Origin of the sequence: Poseidonocella sp. HB161398 (genome assembly GCF_005870025.1) — a bacterium.
GTDB lineage: Bacteria > Pseudomonadota > Alphaproteobacteria > Rhodobacterales > Rhodobacteraceae > Mangrovicoccus.
In genome coordinates this window covers 62,955-77,867 of the sequence record NZ_VATA01000032.1, presented here as the reverse complement: position 1 = coordinate 77,867, position 14,913 = coordinate 62,955, and the positions used below count along the sequence as shown (strand labels likewise).

Sequence of the window (14,913 nt, the reverse complement as noted above, 5' to 3'; positions counted from 1 at the left end):
GTCCCTGGGCCACCGGCTGGCGGAGAACACCGCGCAGCTGATCGCGAGCCTCGCCGAGTCGCATGAACATATCCTTGCCCCGGCCACGACGGATGCGAAGAACATCATGCCGCGGGTGGCCGCGCTGCTCGACGTGATGATCATTTCGGACGTGACGGCCGTCGTCGACGGCGCGACCTTCGAGCGTCCGGTCTATGCCGGGAACGCGATCCAGACGGTGAAATCCGGCGATTCCAAGAAGGTAGCGACCATCCGCACCTCGACCTTCGAGGCCGCCGGAACGCAGCCCGCCTGCGCGGTCGAGACGGTTTCGGTGCCGGGCGCGACGGGCCTCGCCGAATGGGTCGAGGACAAGCTGGCGGAGAGCGACCGGCCGGAGCTGACCTCGGCGAAGATCGTGGTCTCGGGCGGTCGCGGCGTGGGCTCGGAGGAGAGCTTCGCGATCATCGGCGCGCTGGCGGACAAGCTGGGCGCGGCGGTGGGCGCGTCGCGGGCGGCGGTCGACTCGGGCTTCGCGCCGAATGACTGGCAGGTCGGGCAGACCGGCAAGGTCGTGGCGCCGGATCTGTATATCGCGGCGGGGATTTCCGGGGCGATTCAGCACCTTGCGGGGATGAAGGACTCGAAGGTCATCGTCGCCATCAACAAGGACGAGGAGGCGCCGATCTTCCAGGTCGCCGATTACGGCCTGGTCGCCGACCTCTTCGACGCGGTGCCGGAGCTGACCGGGAAGCTCTGAGGCAAGCAGAGCAGGCAAGCCGCCCGGCAGCAAATGAGGGATCATGCGCGAAAGCAAGGCACGTGATCTCGTCATTGCCGGGCGGGGATTTCGGCTGCGGTGCGGCTGAAGCAGTCTGGCGCGGTCCTGCAGGCCGACGCGCGCATCTTCTCGGACGGGAGATTGGAAAGCCGTGGCTTCGACACGCCTTTTCCCCCTGGAATGAGCAGAGCGCGCCGCTCGATAGGCCGGTTGAGAGGCACGGTTTCCGCATCCTGGGCGAGGCGGCTCTGGCAGGATGAATTCTGTCTGGAATGGCCTGAGTGCCCGCTCATGCCACCCCCCGAAACATCGTTTAAAGGCAGGAGCGTACGGTTCTGCGAAGGCTCATCGGCTGCACCGCGTGGGCGCATCGCCGGTCGGTCCATGGTCTTGCCATTTCTGGCCGAACGCGACGTCCCGCCTTGCGGGAAAAGGAACCATGACTGCTTGGCCCCCGTCATCCGCAGCCATGCCGCACAGCTTCGAAAGACGCCCCGGTTGTGGCGGCTGAATATCGTCCCGGCGAAGGTCGTGTCCGCTGTGGCGCGTGCTGGAGGCAAAGGGCGACAAGCTGGACAGTTCTGTCCGCGCCCGTCGCAACATCGCGGCTGCGACGCCTTTTCGTCGAGGGCATTTCCGACGCCGGGCCCGTCGCGCGACCAGCCAGTCCGGCGGCTGCGGGTATCGCCGCATTGCGGTCTGGCTCCGCGATGGGGCATGGGCGGTGAACGTGACGCACGCGGAACGCGCCCAGGCAGCAGGACCGGGCAGCAGGACCGGGGCGGATCGGGAAAGGTCTGCGCAGGGCGAGTTGCCATGGCCCGGCTGGGGCAAGGATCGTGATCGCGGGCTGGCGCCACCATTGCAGCGCGAAGCGTCCGCATGCGTCTCTGGAGTGTTGACCGCACGCGCCGGAGGTCATGCAATGGGCGGCTTGGTCATGCGTCGCGGTCCCCAGACCATTCCGCTGGCCGCGCCAAAGCCGGATGTGCGCCAAGATTGCAAGCAGACAATCCGCTCGCGGCGGGCGAAAGCCAGCAGGGCCGGTTCCGGGGCGGTCCAGCAATGGGAAATGGATGACCTGCGTCGACCGTCCATTGAACCGGCCGAAGCGGATGACATGCGGGTCAGTTCGCAATGGAAGAACCGGAGCACGTCCCGGCGGACATCAACTTTCCTGGCAGCGTCACCCGCCGTCTCGGCCGCGAGCTGCCGGCGGGTGACCGGGATGCGGCTCGACGACCGCATTGGCAAGGCGTTCCGGCGGGGCTTCGGCGAGCCGTGCGGCAATGCTGCGCCACGGGTCCTCGGTGCCACCGCCTCGACGATTGCCGCGTCCGCGCAGCTCTGCGCCGGAACTGCGGCGCCGCGTGTCCCTTTTGCGGTCGTGCAGGCGCCGCGCACAATCCCCATGCGGGCTCGGGCGGGGACGCGCAGACGGGGGCCAGGCACGCTTCCGGAAACCGGTCATGTCCACCCGGCCCGGGCACCGCTCGGCAGGTCCTCGCGCTGGCGGACTCGCATTGCGCTCCTGATCGCGGCAGGGCCGGTGACGGCCTCGCCGTCGTCGGCTGCGATGGCCGATCCGCTCTGCCATGCGGTTCCTGCCCGGGCTCGCCGCCGGGCCGCGGGGTCATGGTGCTGCCGACGGGTCCTGCGCGCCGGAGAGGGCGGCCGAGCTTTCGCACACGGCCTCGGCCATGGCGTCGCAGACCGGATTGTCCGAACCGGGCCCGCGGACCAGCGCCACGTCCAGAGGGTCGACCTCGGGCAGGCCGTCAGCCGCGCCCAGCTGCATGACCGTGTCCGGCGCTGACATCCGGGTGATCGCGGCGACGGCCAGCCCGGCCTCGACCAGCGTCAGCAGCGCCAGCTGGCTGACGCTTTCATAGGCGAGGCGGAACGGGACATTGCCGCGGGCAAGCGCGGCCAGAACGACCGAGCGGGCCTGGCTTCCCGGTTCGAACAGCGCGACGGGCAGGGGGCGGCGCTCCAGCGCGATCCGTTCGCGGCTGCAGATCCAGACCATCCTTTCCCGCCGGATCAGCTGGCCGCCGACCCCCGGGGACCGCGTGACGATGGCCAGGTCGAGCGCGCCCGATGCGATCTTCGGCAGGAGCGCGGTGGACTGGGCGCAGGCCATCTCGATTTCGACCCGGGGGAACAGCAGCCCGAAGCGCCGCAGGACCGGCGGCAGCAGAACGGAGATATAGTCCTCGGGCGCGCCGATCCGGACCCGCCCGGCCATCTCGGGCCGGCGGAAGGCCTCCACCGCCTCGTCATGCAGGCGCAGGATGCGCCGGGCATAGGCCTCCAGCTCTTCTCCGGCGCGGGTCAGCGACAGGTTGCGGGTGTCGCGGATGAAGAGCGGCCGGCCGATCTGCGCCTCCAGCCGGGCGATCTGGGTCGAGACCGTGGCCGGCGACTTGTGGACCGCAGAGGCGGCGCGGGTGAAGCTCATCGCGTCGACAGCGGCGATGAAGGTGCGGAGCAGGACATGGTCGAGCTGCATTATTCTTTGGCCATTCCAAATAATATCTTCAGATTACATTGCTTGATGGAACAGTCAACGCTGCTAACCCTTGCGTGACCCGTCACGCGAAAGGACGCATGCCATGACCTCACAGGCGCTCGGGGCCCTGAATGTTTGCGCGGCCCAGCTGCTGCTGGGAACTTTGGGGGTCTGCGTCCTGCAGAGCGGGGCGGACCCGGTCTCGGTCGCCTTCTACCGCTGCCTGATCGGGGCGCTCGCCCTGGCGTGCTACCTGGCGATGCAGGGCGGCCTTTCGGGCCTCGCGCGCCTGCCGGGCCGGACGCTGCTGGCGGCGCTGGCCAGCGGGGTCTTCATGGTCGGCAACTGGGTCCTGTTCTTCACCGCGATCGACCGGACCGGGATCGCGGTCGCCACCGTGGTCTTCCATGTGCAGCCGTTCTTCCTTGTGATCCTGGCGGCGCTGCTCTTCGGCGAGCGCCTGCATGCCGCCACCTTCGCCTGGGTGGCGCTCGCGCTGGCCGGGCTGGTGCTTGCGACCGGCTATGCCGATGGCGGGCTGGTCCCGGACCGCTCCTGGCTGACCGGCATCGGCTGCACGCTCGGGGCGGCGATGCTCTATTCGCTGGTCACCGTCATGGCGAAGGGCATGAAGGACATCCGCGCGCCGCAGCTTGCCCTGGTGCAGTGCCTCTGCGGCACGGTCCTGCTGGGCGTCCTGGCGCCGCTCGGGCCGATGCAGGTCAGCGCCGGACAATGGGGCTGGTTCGCGGTGATCGGCGTCGTGCATACCGGGCTGGTCTATGCGCTGCTTTATAGCGGCCTGCCGAAGCTCCCCGCCGCGCTGGCGGCGGTGCTGCTCTTCGTCTACCCGGCCAGCGCGGTTCTGGTCGAGGCCCTGGTCTACGCCCATGGCCTGGGCTTGTCGCAATATGCCGGTTTCGCCTGCATCCTCGCCGCGAGCCTCGGCGTGACATTGCGATGGGGCGTGCCGCGGTCCGGGCGGGCGCAGGTTGCAGTCTGCAGCCGCTAGCGCGATCCCCGACCGAGGATCGCGCCGCCTGCCTTCCGGCTCGGTTTTCCCGCAATCCGCATCGGCGGGCCGCGGGGCGCGCTACATCGGCCGCCGCGACAGCCGCGGGGCGATGGCGGTCCAGATGCGCCCGTCGATCGCGACGAGCCCCGCCAGGATCAGCCCCATTCCGGCCAGCTGGGCGGTGCAGAGCTCTTCGCCGAAGACCGCGGTGCCAAGGCAGGTGGCCGAGACCGGGGCGACCAGCGTCACCAGCGAAAGGTTGGTCGCGCCGACTTTCGGCAGGATCGAGTACATGACCAGGAAGGCCGCGGAGGTGAGGCCGAAGCCGATGACCGCGAAGGCGCTGGCCAGTTCCCAGCCCGGCATCTGCGGGACGCCCTCTGCGGCGAGCGCCAGCGGCAGGATGGCCAGCGCGCCACCGGTCATCGCGCAGGCGGTCATCACGACGGGATCGAGGCCGCGCAGCCGGCGCACGAGGTTGAGCGCGATGCCGTAGCATACCGGCGCCAGGACGGCGACGAAGAGGAAGAGGCGCTCCGACGTGCCGGGCGCGGCGCCCTGCGTCGCGAGCACCGCCATTCCGCAGACGCCCAGGCCGATGCCGGCCGATTTCGCCAGCGTCACGCGCTCTCCGCCGGGCCAGAGATGCGAGATCGCGACGACGGCGACCGGCGTCATGGCATTGGCGATCCCGGCGGAGGAGGAGGTGATGTGCTGCTGCGCCACCGGCAGCAGGGCGAAGGGGGCGGCGTACTGGAAGATGCCGAAGGTGCCGATCGCGGCGAGGCTGGCATCGGCCAGGCGGACGCGGCGGCCGGTGGCGGCGACCCAGACCCAGCAGCCGAAGGCGCCGAGCCCGACCCGGATGGCCGAGACGGTGAGCGGCCCGTAGGCCGACAGGAGGATCTGGTTGACGCCGAAGGAGGCGCCGAAGGCGGTGCCGAGGGCAACGAGGATGGACCATTGGGCCAGGGTCATAGCGGCATTCTCTCTCTGTGGGGCCCGGGCGGACGGGGTGCCGGGGCGGGGCATCGGATGGCGCCTTGATGCGCTCGCCAGGTTGCGGGCCCGTGTCCGGAGGCGGGCAATGGTGTTTCGATTGTATCGGCCCGGTGCCGGTGCCGGCGCGCCCGGACCCTTGGACGGCATTTCCGGGTCCCGGGGCGCAGGCGCCGCCGGATCTCCGCCAGGGCGCGGGTGTCCGCGGCTGCGGGGACGTTCCGCCCGTGGTCCTGCCGGAGGGCCGGGCAGGGACCGGTGCCGCCGGGACTGTGACACGCTTGGCGATCCTGCTCGCAGGACGGCGCTCTTCGCCCGCGATGACCGGCGGGGCATTCGCCGCCCGTTCGAGCTCCGGCCTCTCGATTTCGCGGGGCAGCCGGCGCGGCGCCCAGCGAGGAGGTGCCGCAGGCCAATCGCCGGGACGATCTCGCCCCGGCCCCGCCGCAACCGGCGTTGCGCGGTGCCGGGCACGGTCATCGCTGTGCCCCGGTCAGGCGCCGAGGGCGCCGCTCGTCGGCATGGGGATATCGGCGAAGCGGGCGAGGCGGTCCTTCATCGTGCCGCGCGACCTCCCTGCACCGGACGCCGCCCGTCTGCGGCAGGCGGGAGCTGGCGATGCGGCGCCCCCCGTTGCAGCTGCCCAGCCCGGGCAGGGTGCCGAAGAAGCTGGTCCGGCCACCGAGGCCGGGGCACAACCGGAGAAATCGTCCTGAGGGCGGCTATGCGTGCCCTTCTCGTGGAGCGGCCCCGGCCGGAGAAGGAACAATCTCCTCCTTGGGGATGCCTCAGGACCCTGCCGGGCCATCCGCGCTGGCGTAGCGGGGCTTTCTCGCATCGACGCGTCGGCCGCGCCGGGACGATCTGCAAGCCCGGCCGACGCGATGCGCCATGACCATCTCCGGGCGGATCGGCTTGCGGCACGTCGCGAGCCCGTCCGGGCAAGGCCTGCAGCATCCGGAACATGCGCAGGATGCCATCGGCCCCTCTCTGGCCACTTGCCGCAGCGGCACGTTCCGCTGCGCTGGCAGCCGCGCGGATGGCGATCTGCGTCCTTCCCTGGCCTGCAGCACCGGAGCAGGATCGCGCCCGCGGCCCCGCCCGGGACGGCATTGCGGCAAGGGCCCCTGTCCAGCCGCAACGCACCGCCGGTCCCGCAGCCGCCATCGGCCGGGGACGACCCGAACGCGCAGGGACCGCCCGCGCCGCCCTTGCAGCCGCCGGACTCCTGTCCGTGGATGTCGCCGGGCGCCGAGTCCAAGGCACGATACGCGCCGATGCATTCCGAGTTCACAATCTGCGGTAGAGTGCCCGCCGCTTTGCCGACGCCCGGCCATCTGGTCCCGTCCGGCACCGGCAGCCGGCCGGTCCGGCGGCGGCAACCGCCGGCGCGTCTCCCGCTGGCATGCGCCAAGGGCGCGTTCCGTCCGGACGTCCGGTTCCGGTCTGCCGGGCGGAGCGGCGACGGCAGGACGCCCCGCCCAGCCTACGGTTTCCCGGCCCCGCACGGAGAAGGCGGCGGTCGCGGTCGTGCCTGTCACCGGCTGGCGGGCAGGGGGGCCGTCCGGAAGCCCTGCCGCCCCCGCACGGGAAGCTTTCCGAACCGGCCGGCCTTTGCTGCGGCGGCGATCCGGCAAGCGCCCCTGCCGGGAGCTGGAGGAAAGCTTTGCCAGAGAGGAGTCACAAGCGTAGGTTGTGGTCACTACCGCTGCGTGGTGGGGGCCCGGGCGGCGATAGCGTGACCCCAAGAGAGGAGACGCTGCCATGACCTGCCTTAGACTTGCCGCAACCGCCGGCCCCTGCCTTCTGCTCGCGTCGACAGCCATCGGCCAGGCGGCCGATGTCACGGCCGAGAGCCTGACGGAGCGGCTCGAGGGCGTTGCCCCCGCGGCCGTGCTTGCCAATTCCACGCTGCTCAACCTCACCAGCACCGGCGAAATGCAGGTGCTGCGCGAAGGCACCAACGGGTGGACCTGCATGTATCCCGGCACCGATCCGATGTGCGCGGACGGCCCGTCGATGAGCTTCCTGCAAGCCTGGATGGCGAACGAGGCGCCGCCGGATACGCTCGGCTTCGTCTACATGCTGCTCGGCGACGAGGGAGCCAGCAACATCGATCCCCATGCCCAGGGCGAGACCGCCGACAACCAGTGGGTCGTCTCGGGCCCGCATGTGATGATCGTCGGCTCGGCCGCCGGGCCGCTGCTGGAGAGCTACCCGACGACGGTGCCCGAGGGCATGGGCGAGCCCTGGATCATGTGGCCGGGAACGCCCTATGCCCATGTGATGATCCCCATGGAGTGATCCCCGCAGCCGCGGCGGGCCCGCGGCGGGCCATGTGACCGAAGCCCCGGTGAACGGGCCTCGCATGTTCCGGGGCCGGTCCGGCGCATCTGCGCTGGATGGCCTCCCGCACCTCCGCCCGCATGGCCCATTGGCCATGCCGGACCGCCGCGGCGGGTCGGACATGGCGGCGAAGGACCTGGCGGTTTCGGCCGTCAGGTGCCGTCCTGCGGCCCGGCGCGGCGGTTGCGTGCCCGGCGGCGCGCGGTCCGCCCGAAGCCGCCGGTCCGGAGCCCTGGCGCCGCGAGCGGCGGTGGCCGTGAACAGCAGCGCCCTCTGCGGCGAGGACGGCTCATGGCCGTGAAGCAGGTCGCGGCGGGGTCTCCGTGACCTCCTAGCCCCGCGACAGAGACGGCCGCCCGGCAGGGTTGCCTGCCGGATGCCCGCCGCGGGGGCGCGCATGACCCGCGCGGCCGACAGGCCGGACGTCCCGGTACCGGCGGAACTGCGGGATCGCAGCGGCTCCGGCAGGCTGCCCGGGCCCGCATGCGCGAATGGCGCAAGCGCGCGCTCTGCCGCCTGCGCAGGCACATGGCAGCCGATCACGCCAGTGCGCGCGCGGAAGAGGCGGGACGGCCCGGATCAGCCCGGGGGCACGACCTGACCGCCGGGCGGCAGCATGCGGCGGATGTCCGCGAGCGCCGCCTTTTCAGCCGGAAGGGAACGGGAGACCCGGCTGGCAGATCGCCATGGGACTGGCCCCTCGGCCAAGGGCATGCGGGCCACCTCGCCGACGGGCCAGCGGCAGTCTCGCGGGTGCATTCCGGGTCTTGCCCTCGTCGGGATCGATACCGGTTACCGGCCTCTGCAGCGGCATGCGCTCCCGCAGGACGGGGTCAACGGGGCCGATCCCGCAGGCGGGATGCGGCACGGCAACTTCTCCCGGGACGTCGATGGCGGCGCGCTGCCCTGGCCGGGGGCCGGAAGATCGCCTGGACCTTCTGCCGCTCGCACGCCGCCGCAATGCCCTTGCCGGGCTGATGCGCGTCCGGTGCCCTATGCGCCCCTGTCGGCAGCGCCTCCGGCTGCCTGGCAGTCGGCAGAGGGCTTGCCCGAAATGCCGGCCGCTCCCGTCCCCGGGCCGGGATCGGAACGCGGCGGGCAAGGAGTCCTGCCGGTCACGGACCGCCCTTCTGAGCCGGATCGCGCGAAGGTCCGGCCGCGCCCGCCTGCGACCGGCGCTCTTCCAAAGCGGGCAGGTCCGCTGCAACCGGCCGAAACGGCGCGGCCGGGCCGGGTCCCTGCAGATCAAGCTCGGGGGGCTCCGGAACTTGCCGCGGGGCTGTCGCTGTGCTTCGCGGGGCGGGGCGCTGCGGAGAACGCGGGACCGCGGCGGCGCTCGGCAGGCAAGGACCGGGATCCGGTGCCAGTTCCCGAAGCGGCGGCCGGCGCGTCGTGCCCGCAGAGGACCGCGGCATTGGCAATTCGATATCCGCTGCGACCGGCTGCGTGCCTTTCCGCGCGGCGGCGGCGGCGTCCATCTTCGCTTGGCAGGGCCGAAGCTGGACTGCCCGCAGTCTTCCGGTCCGTCTGTGAGACCTTGGCACCGCTGCGACCGGGGTCTGCAGCCGCGCGGCGCCGCGGTCCGGTCATGAACGGCCCCTCGGCGCCCCCCGGGGCGCGGCCCCCGTCCTTTGCCGGGGCCTGCCTGCGGCACGCAGCCACCGCCGGGCTGGCACGGGGACCATTGCGACCGATGTCTCCCCGGCGAGCGTGGCGCGGATTGCGGCGCCGGACTGTGCGGGCCTCTCGCAGGCCGGGGCAGGCGGCCCGGCCTGTGTGCATCATTGTTGATATTGCTGCACACCCGCGCTATGTGCAGCGGGGAATAACTTGATGCATACGGATACCGGAACGGGCGCCATGGCCATTCTCTCGCAGTCCCGCGCGGCGCAGGTCGCCTATCAGGATCTTCTGCGGCTCCATCTGGACGAGGCCGCCGCCGGGCATGTCGGCAGCCTGGAGGAACGCCGCCGCAACGGGCGGACCTATCTCTACGACAAGTTCCGGATCGGCACCGAGATGAAGAGCCGGTACCTGGGCGAGGACACGCCCGAGCTGCGGCGGCGCCTGGCCGGAGCGGCGCTCCTGCGGGAGGACGCGGCAGGGCGCAGGCAGCGGATGGCGCGGCTCGCGCGCATGCTGCGGGCCGAGGGGCTGATCGCCACGGACCGCGAGACCGGCTCGATGCTGCTGGCCTTCGCGCGGGCGGGGGTGTTCCGCCTCGGCGGCACGCTGATCGGCACCGCGGCCTACGGGCTCTACCAGGGCGAGCTCGGCATCCGCTTCGACACGGACGAGCTGGCGCAGACCGGCGATATCGACCTCGCGAGCTTCGAGCGGCTCTCCATCGCTCTCGGAGACCGGGTGGAGCAGGCCCCTGGCGAGATCCTGAACGCGCTGAAATTCGACGCGGTGCCGGGCATCCATGACCGCCAGGTCTGGCGCTGGCGGCAGAGTTCGGGCGAGGCGATGGTGGAATTCCTCACGCCGGCCTTCGGCGACGAGACCGTCAAGCCGCTGCCCGCGCTCGGGGTCAGCGCGCAGGCGCTGAACTACCTGAACTACCTGATCGCCGAGCCGATCCATGCGCTCGCCCTCTACCGCTCGGGCGTGCTGGTCCAGATCCCGCGGCCGGAGCGCTTCGCTATCCACAAGCTGATCGTGGCCGACCGGCGCAGGGGCGGGCCGGACCAGGCCAAGTCGCGCAAGGATCTGGGGCAGGCGGCCTTCCTGGTCGAGGTGCTGGCAGAGGACCGGCCGGACGACCTGGCGGAGGCCTACGGGGATGCGCTGTCCCGCGGGCCGCGCTGGCGCGAGCGGATCGCGGCGAGCCTGGAGCGGCTGCCCGGGACGGCGCAGATCCTCCGCGGCCTCGGCTAGCGCTGGCGCCGGTGCGCGCCGCGCGCCCGCGATTTCCGTTGGAATGCCGCGCGTAGGCAGGCGCCCGGCCCAAGGACGGCCGTCCCGATGGCAATGGCGGAGTCGGCCGGAATGCGCGTTCCAGCCGCGGGCGGTCGCCGGCCATGACCTTTGCCGCACAGGGCCGGGGCGGATGGCATTTCCGGTACCGGCCAGGCGGGACTGCGCGGCCGCCGAAGACGCGGGAGAGGGGGCGGCCGCCGCAGTCCGTCACGCGCGCTGCTTTACACGCAAAATAAGTTGACAAAAATAATAAGATATATTAGCCACGCAGGAAAGCTCGCTATCTCCCGGGACGCCAGCCGAAGTTTCGGACTGTATTCGTACCTTGGGGATTGCAAGTGACCACGACTTCCCGGGCCGCCATCGTGCTGGCCTCTCTCGCCGCCATTCCTGCCCAGGCGCAGGACGCGGGCGAGTTCGACGGAACCTATATCGGATCGGTGACCATCGGCGACAGCCGCCGCGGCGTGCAGACCGGCACGGCGACCTCCGTCACCGTCATCGACCAGGAGGAGATCGAAGCGCGCCAGGCCAGCACGGTCGGCGAGCTGATCGAGACCGTGCCCGGCGTCTCGCTGGTCAACGGCGTCTCGCCGCATAGCGCGGCGATCAACATCCGCGGCCTCGGCTCGCAGCCGGGCAGCTACGGCACCGACGGCAAGGTCTCGGTGATCGTCGACGGCGTGCAGAAGGGCCAGGAGGAGATCTACCGCAATGGCGGTCTGCCCGAGCTGGAGCCGGAGCTGTTCCGCCAGGTCGAGGTGATCCGCGGCCCCGGCGACGGCTTCCGCTATGCCTCGGGCGCGATCGGCGGGACGGTGATCTTCGAGACCCGCGACGCCTCGGACTTCCTCGAGGGCGACGACACTTTCGCGGTGCGCCAGAAGCTGTCCTATACCAGCAACGGCAATGGCGGGCAGAGCTCCACCATCCTCGCCTGGAAGCCCGACGAGCATCTGGAGGTGCTGGGCTTCCTCGGCTACCGCGTGCTCGGCGACTACGAGGACGGCAATGGCGACACGGTGGAAAATACCGGCTTCGAACAGCCCTCGGCGATGCTCAAGGGCAGCTACCGGCTGAACGACGCGCACAAGGTCACGGCCTTCTACAGCTACAACCAGAGCCCGCAGACCGATGTGCCCTATGACGCCTATATCGACGGCAACATCTTCTCGACGCTGCTGGTCGACCGCACCGTCACCGACGAGACGGCGTATTTCGCCTATGGCTTCAACCCGTCGGACAATGACCTGATCGACTTCGAGGCGCGCTTCACCCATTCGCTGGAGCGCATCGAGATCACCTCGGACGACCCCTATATCGTCATCAGCCCGTACTATTCGATGCGGACCAACCTGGCGAATACCGACTACGAGACCGAGCGGAACTACCTGACCTTCGAGAACACCGCGCGCTTCGACACCGGGCCTGTGCGCCACGAGCTGCTGACCGGGCTCGAGGTCGGCCGCCGCGAGCGCCGCGCGGAGGTGACCGACAGCTACTATGACGGCGGCAACAACAGCAGCGCGCCGGGCGGGGATGACGACTACTGGGCGGTCTACGCGACCGACCGGATGGAGATGGGCCGGCTGACGCTGACGCCGCAGCTGCGCTATGAATCGCAGGTGCTGACCTCCTACGGCAATGCCGATATCGAGGACGGCACGGAATACGAGGACAAAGCGCTGACCGGTGCGCTGGCGGCGCGCTATGCCCTGACCGACGCGGTCGCGGTCTTCGGCACGCTGGCCTATAACGAGAACCTGCCGATCCTCGACGACATGACCGTCGGCGATACCGGCAACATCAACCAGTCCGAGAAGGCCGTCACCCGGGAGGCGGGCCTGTCCTTCGACACGCTGGGCCTGCTGGCCGCCGACGATGCGCTGCGCGCCAAGATCACCTGGTACCAGACCCGCATCTGGGACGTGACGAGCTATACCGATACCGACCAGATCGAGATCCGCGGCGCGGAGCTCGAGATGTCCTACGTGCTGGGCGACTGGTTCGCCGACATGAACGCCTCGATGGCGCGCGGCACGGTCAACGGCACGGGCGACGACTACAAGTACCTGCCCGCCGACAGCCTGCGCGTCTCGGTCGGCAAGCGGCTGATGGACGGCCAGCTCGACCTCGCGGTCGAGGCGCTGCATGCCTGGTCGCAGACCCGCACGCCGGACACGGACGAGACCAACCATCCGGGCACCGTGCCCTCGGAGGCCTACACGATCTACGGCCTCACCGCCGGATACAAGCCGGAGCAGGGCGCGCTGGCAGGGTACGAGCTGCGCGCCAGCCTCGACAACATCCTCGACGAGACCTACCGGCCCTATCTCTCGACCCGCACGGCCCCCGGCCGCAGCGTGACGCTGAGCCTTGCCAAGACCTTCTGACGCGACGATCCGCGCCCCGGCAGGCGGGGCGCGGCCAACAGGACCAAGCCAGGAGATGCCAGACATGACCCTGTCCCCCGAAGAGATCCGCGCCGCGCGTGCCGCGAGCCCGGTGCGCGACCGCGACCTGGCCGCCGAGCTGGGGCTGTCCGAAGCCCGGCTGGTGGCCGCCCATGCCGGGCTCTGGGCCACCCGGATCGAGGCCCATCCCGACCGGCTGGTGCCCGAGCTCGCGAAGCTCGGCGAGGTGATGGCGCTGACCCGCAACGAAAGCGCCGTGCACGAGCGCGTCGGAACGTTCGGCGAGTACCGCTCGGGCCCGCATGCCGCGATGGTGCTGGGCGAGGAGATCGACACCCGCATCTTCCCGCGCCACTGGGTGCACGGCTTCGCCATCGAGGAGGAGACCCCGAAGGGACTGCGCCGCAGCCTGCAGGTCTTCGATGCCGCCGGCGACGCGGTGCAGAAGGTGTTCCTGCGCGAGACCTCGACTGACGCCGCCTGGGCCGATCTGGTCGCCGGGCTGCGCCTGGACGACCAGTCGCCGGAACTCGAAACTGAGCCGCGCGCGCCCGCAGAGCCGCCCCGCAGCCGCGCCGAGAACCGCGGCGCGCTCCTTGCCGAATGGGCGCGGATGACCGACACCCACCAGTTCAACCGCCTCGCCGCGAAGCTGGGGATGAACCGGCTCGGCGCCTACCGGCTGATCGCCGGGACGCCGTGGGTCCGGCCGATGCCGCCCTCCGCCGTCGCCGCGATGCTCGAGGCCTGCTCGGCCAGCGGGCAGGAGGTGATCCTCTTCGTCGGCAACCCGGGCAATATCCAGATCCACTGGGGGCCGCTGCAGACGGTCAAGCCGATGGGCCCCTGGCTCAACGTGCTCGACCCGCGCTTCAACCTGCATCTGCGCGGCGACCACGTGGCCGAGGTCTACCGCGTGGAGAAGCCGACGAAGCGCGGCCCGGCGGTCTCGCTGGAGGCCTTCGACGCCGAGGGCGGGCTGATCTTCCAGGTCTTCGGCCGCCGCGGCAGCGAGACCGACGGGAACGAAAGCTGGCACGCGCTGCTCGACGCGCTGCCGCAGGCCGAGGAGGCAGGGGCATGATCCCGAAGACCGCAATCGCGGCGGCGGCGCTGCTGGCGCTGGCCGCGGCCGGCGGGGCGCGCGCGGACGGCTATCCCGATGCCGGATCGGTCGTCTCGATCGGCGGGCCGGTGACCGAGATCGTCTATGCGCTGGGGCAGGGGGCGCGGCTGGTGGCGCGCGACACGACCTCGCTCTACCCGCCCGAGGCGCAGGCGCTGCCCGATGTCGGCTACATGCGCCAGCTCTCGGCCGAGGGGGTGCTCTCCGCCGGGCCCGACCTGATCCTCGCCCGCGACACTTCCGGCCCGGCAGAGGTGCTCGACCAGCTCGAGGCGGCCTCGGTGCCGGTGGTTCTGGTCCATGACGGCTTCACCGCCGAGGCCGTTCTGGCGGCGATCCGCACCGTCGGCGAAGCGCTCGGCGAGGATGCGGCGGCCGAGGCGCTGGCAGGCCGCACCGCAGACGACCTGGCGGCGCTGGCCGCGGCGACAGAGGCCGAGCCGCGCAAGGTCCGCGCGCTCTTCCTGCTCTCGGCAGAGGGCGGGCGGCTGATGGCGGCCGGCGCGGGCACCGGGGCGGACGGCATCCTGTCGCTGGCAGGGGCCGAGAATGTCATGGCCGCGGCCTTCGAGGGCTACAAGCCCGTCAATGACGAGGCGATCCTGACCGCAGCGCCCGAGGCGGTGGTGATGATGCGCGGCCAGTCCGAGCATGCCGGAGAGGCCGGGGACATCCTGGCCATGCCGGCCTTCGCGGCGACCCCGGCGGCCGAGCGCGGCGCCTTCGTCACGGTCGATCCGGCCGCGCTCGGCTTCGGGCCGCGCACGGCGGAGTTCGCGCGCGGGCTGCATGACGCGCTCTACGCGCAGGGGGGCTGAG

The 14,913-nt window shown here is 71.0% G+C and carries 9 protein-coding genes; 7 read left to right on the top strand and 2 right to left on the bottom strand.

All coding sequences use genetic code 11. From position 1 onward, the window contains the following. Window positions 1–739, top strand: a 739-nt coding sequence (locus FGX59_RS22130; RefSeq protein ID WP_138469305.1) for an electron transfer flavoprotein subunit alpha/FixB family protein, incomplete at its 5' end; no start/stop codon positions are given. 1,654 nt (window positions 740–2,393) lie between these two features. On the opposite strand, the gene FGX59_RS22125 is transcribed toward FGX59_RS22130, so the two are convergent. Next, the gene (locus tag FGX59_RS22125; protein WP_138469304.1) at window positions 2,394–3,272 is read right to left on the bottom strand and encodes a LysR substrate-binding domain-containing protein; all 879 of its coding nucleotides are present in this window, start codon (window positions 3,270–3,272) and stop codon (window positions 2,394–2,396) included. 103 nt (window positions 3,273–3,375) lie between these two features. Here FGX59_RS22125 and FGX59_RS22120 point away from each other — a divergent pair, with 103 nt between their 5' ends. Further along, window positions 3,376–4,284 carry a DMT family transporter gene (locus FGX59_RS22120; protein WP_138469303.1) on the top strand — a complete coding sequence of 303 codons (909 nt, stop codon included), beginning with the start codon at window positions 3,376–3,378 and terminating at the stop codon, window positions 4,282–4,284. An 81-nt stretch (window positions 4,285–4,365) separates the two neighbouring features. Here the strand turns inward: FGX59_RS22120 and FGX59_RS37710 are convergent, their stop codons facing one another. Next, window positions 4,366–5,265: a DMT family transporter gene (locus FGX59_RS37710; protein ID WP_171060778.1), complete on the bottom strand. Its 900-nt coding sequence runs from the start codon at window positions 5,263–5,265 to the stop codon at window positions 4,366–4,368. A 1,785-nt stretch (window positions 5,266–7,050) separates the two neighbouring features. Here FGX59_RS37710 and FGX59_RS22110 point away from each other — a divergent pair. The 5 genes from FGX59_RS22110 to FGX59_RS22090 all read left to right on the top strand — a co-directional run bounded on the left by FGX59_RS22110 (window position 7,051) and on the right by FGX59_RS22090 (window position 14,912). Further along, entirely contained in the window at window positions 7,051–7,590 is a 540-nt protein-coding gene (locus tag FGX59_RS22110) for a hypothetical protein (RefSeq protein WP_138469301.1), read from the top strand. A 1,902-nt stretch (window positions 7,591–9,492) separates the two neighbouring features. Then, window positions 9,493–10,512 (top strand): GSU2403 family nucleotidyltransferase fold protein, encoded by a 1,020-nt coding sequence (locus FGX59_RS22105; protein ID WP_138469308.1) that lies wholly within the window; start codon window positions 9,493–9,495, stop codon window positions 10,510–10,512. 380 nt (window positions 10,513–10,892) lie between these two features. Continuing rightward, on the top strand, window positions 10,893–12,947 hold the full coding sequence (locus tag FGX59_RS22100) for a TonB-dependent receptor domain-containing protein (RefSeq protein ID WP_171060777.1): 2,055 nt from the start codon (window positions 10,893–10,895) through the stop codon (window positions 12,945–12,947). Window positions 12,948–13,002: 55 nt separating this feature from the next. Then, window positions 13,003–14,052, top strand: a complete 1,050-nt coding sequence (locus FGX59_RS22095) for a ChuX/HutX family heme-like substrate-binding protein (RefSeq protein ID WP_138469299.1) — start codon at window positions 13,003–13,005, stop codon at window positions 14,050–14,052. Further along, the gene (locus tag FGX59_RS22090) at window positions 14,049–14,912 is read left to right on the top strand and encodes a hemin ABC transporter substrate-binding protein (RefSeq protein WP_138469298.1); all 864 of its coding nucleotides are present in this window, start codon (window positions 14,049–14,051) and stop codon (window positions 14,910–14,912) included. The genes FGX59_RS22095 and FGX59_RS22090 overlap by 4 nt, the downstream gene beginning before the upstream one ends. The last annotated feature ends 1 nt before the right edge of the window (window position 14,913 follow it).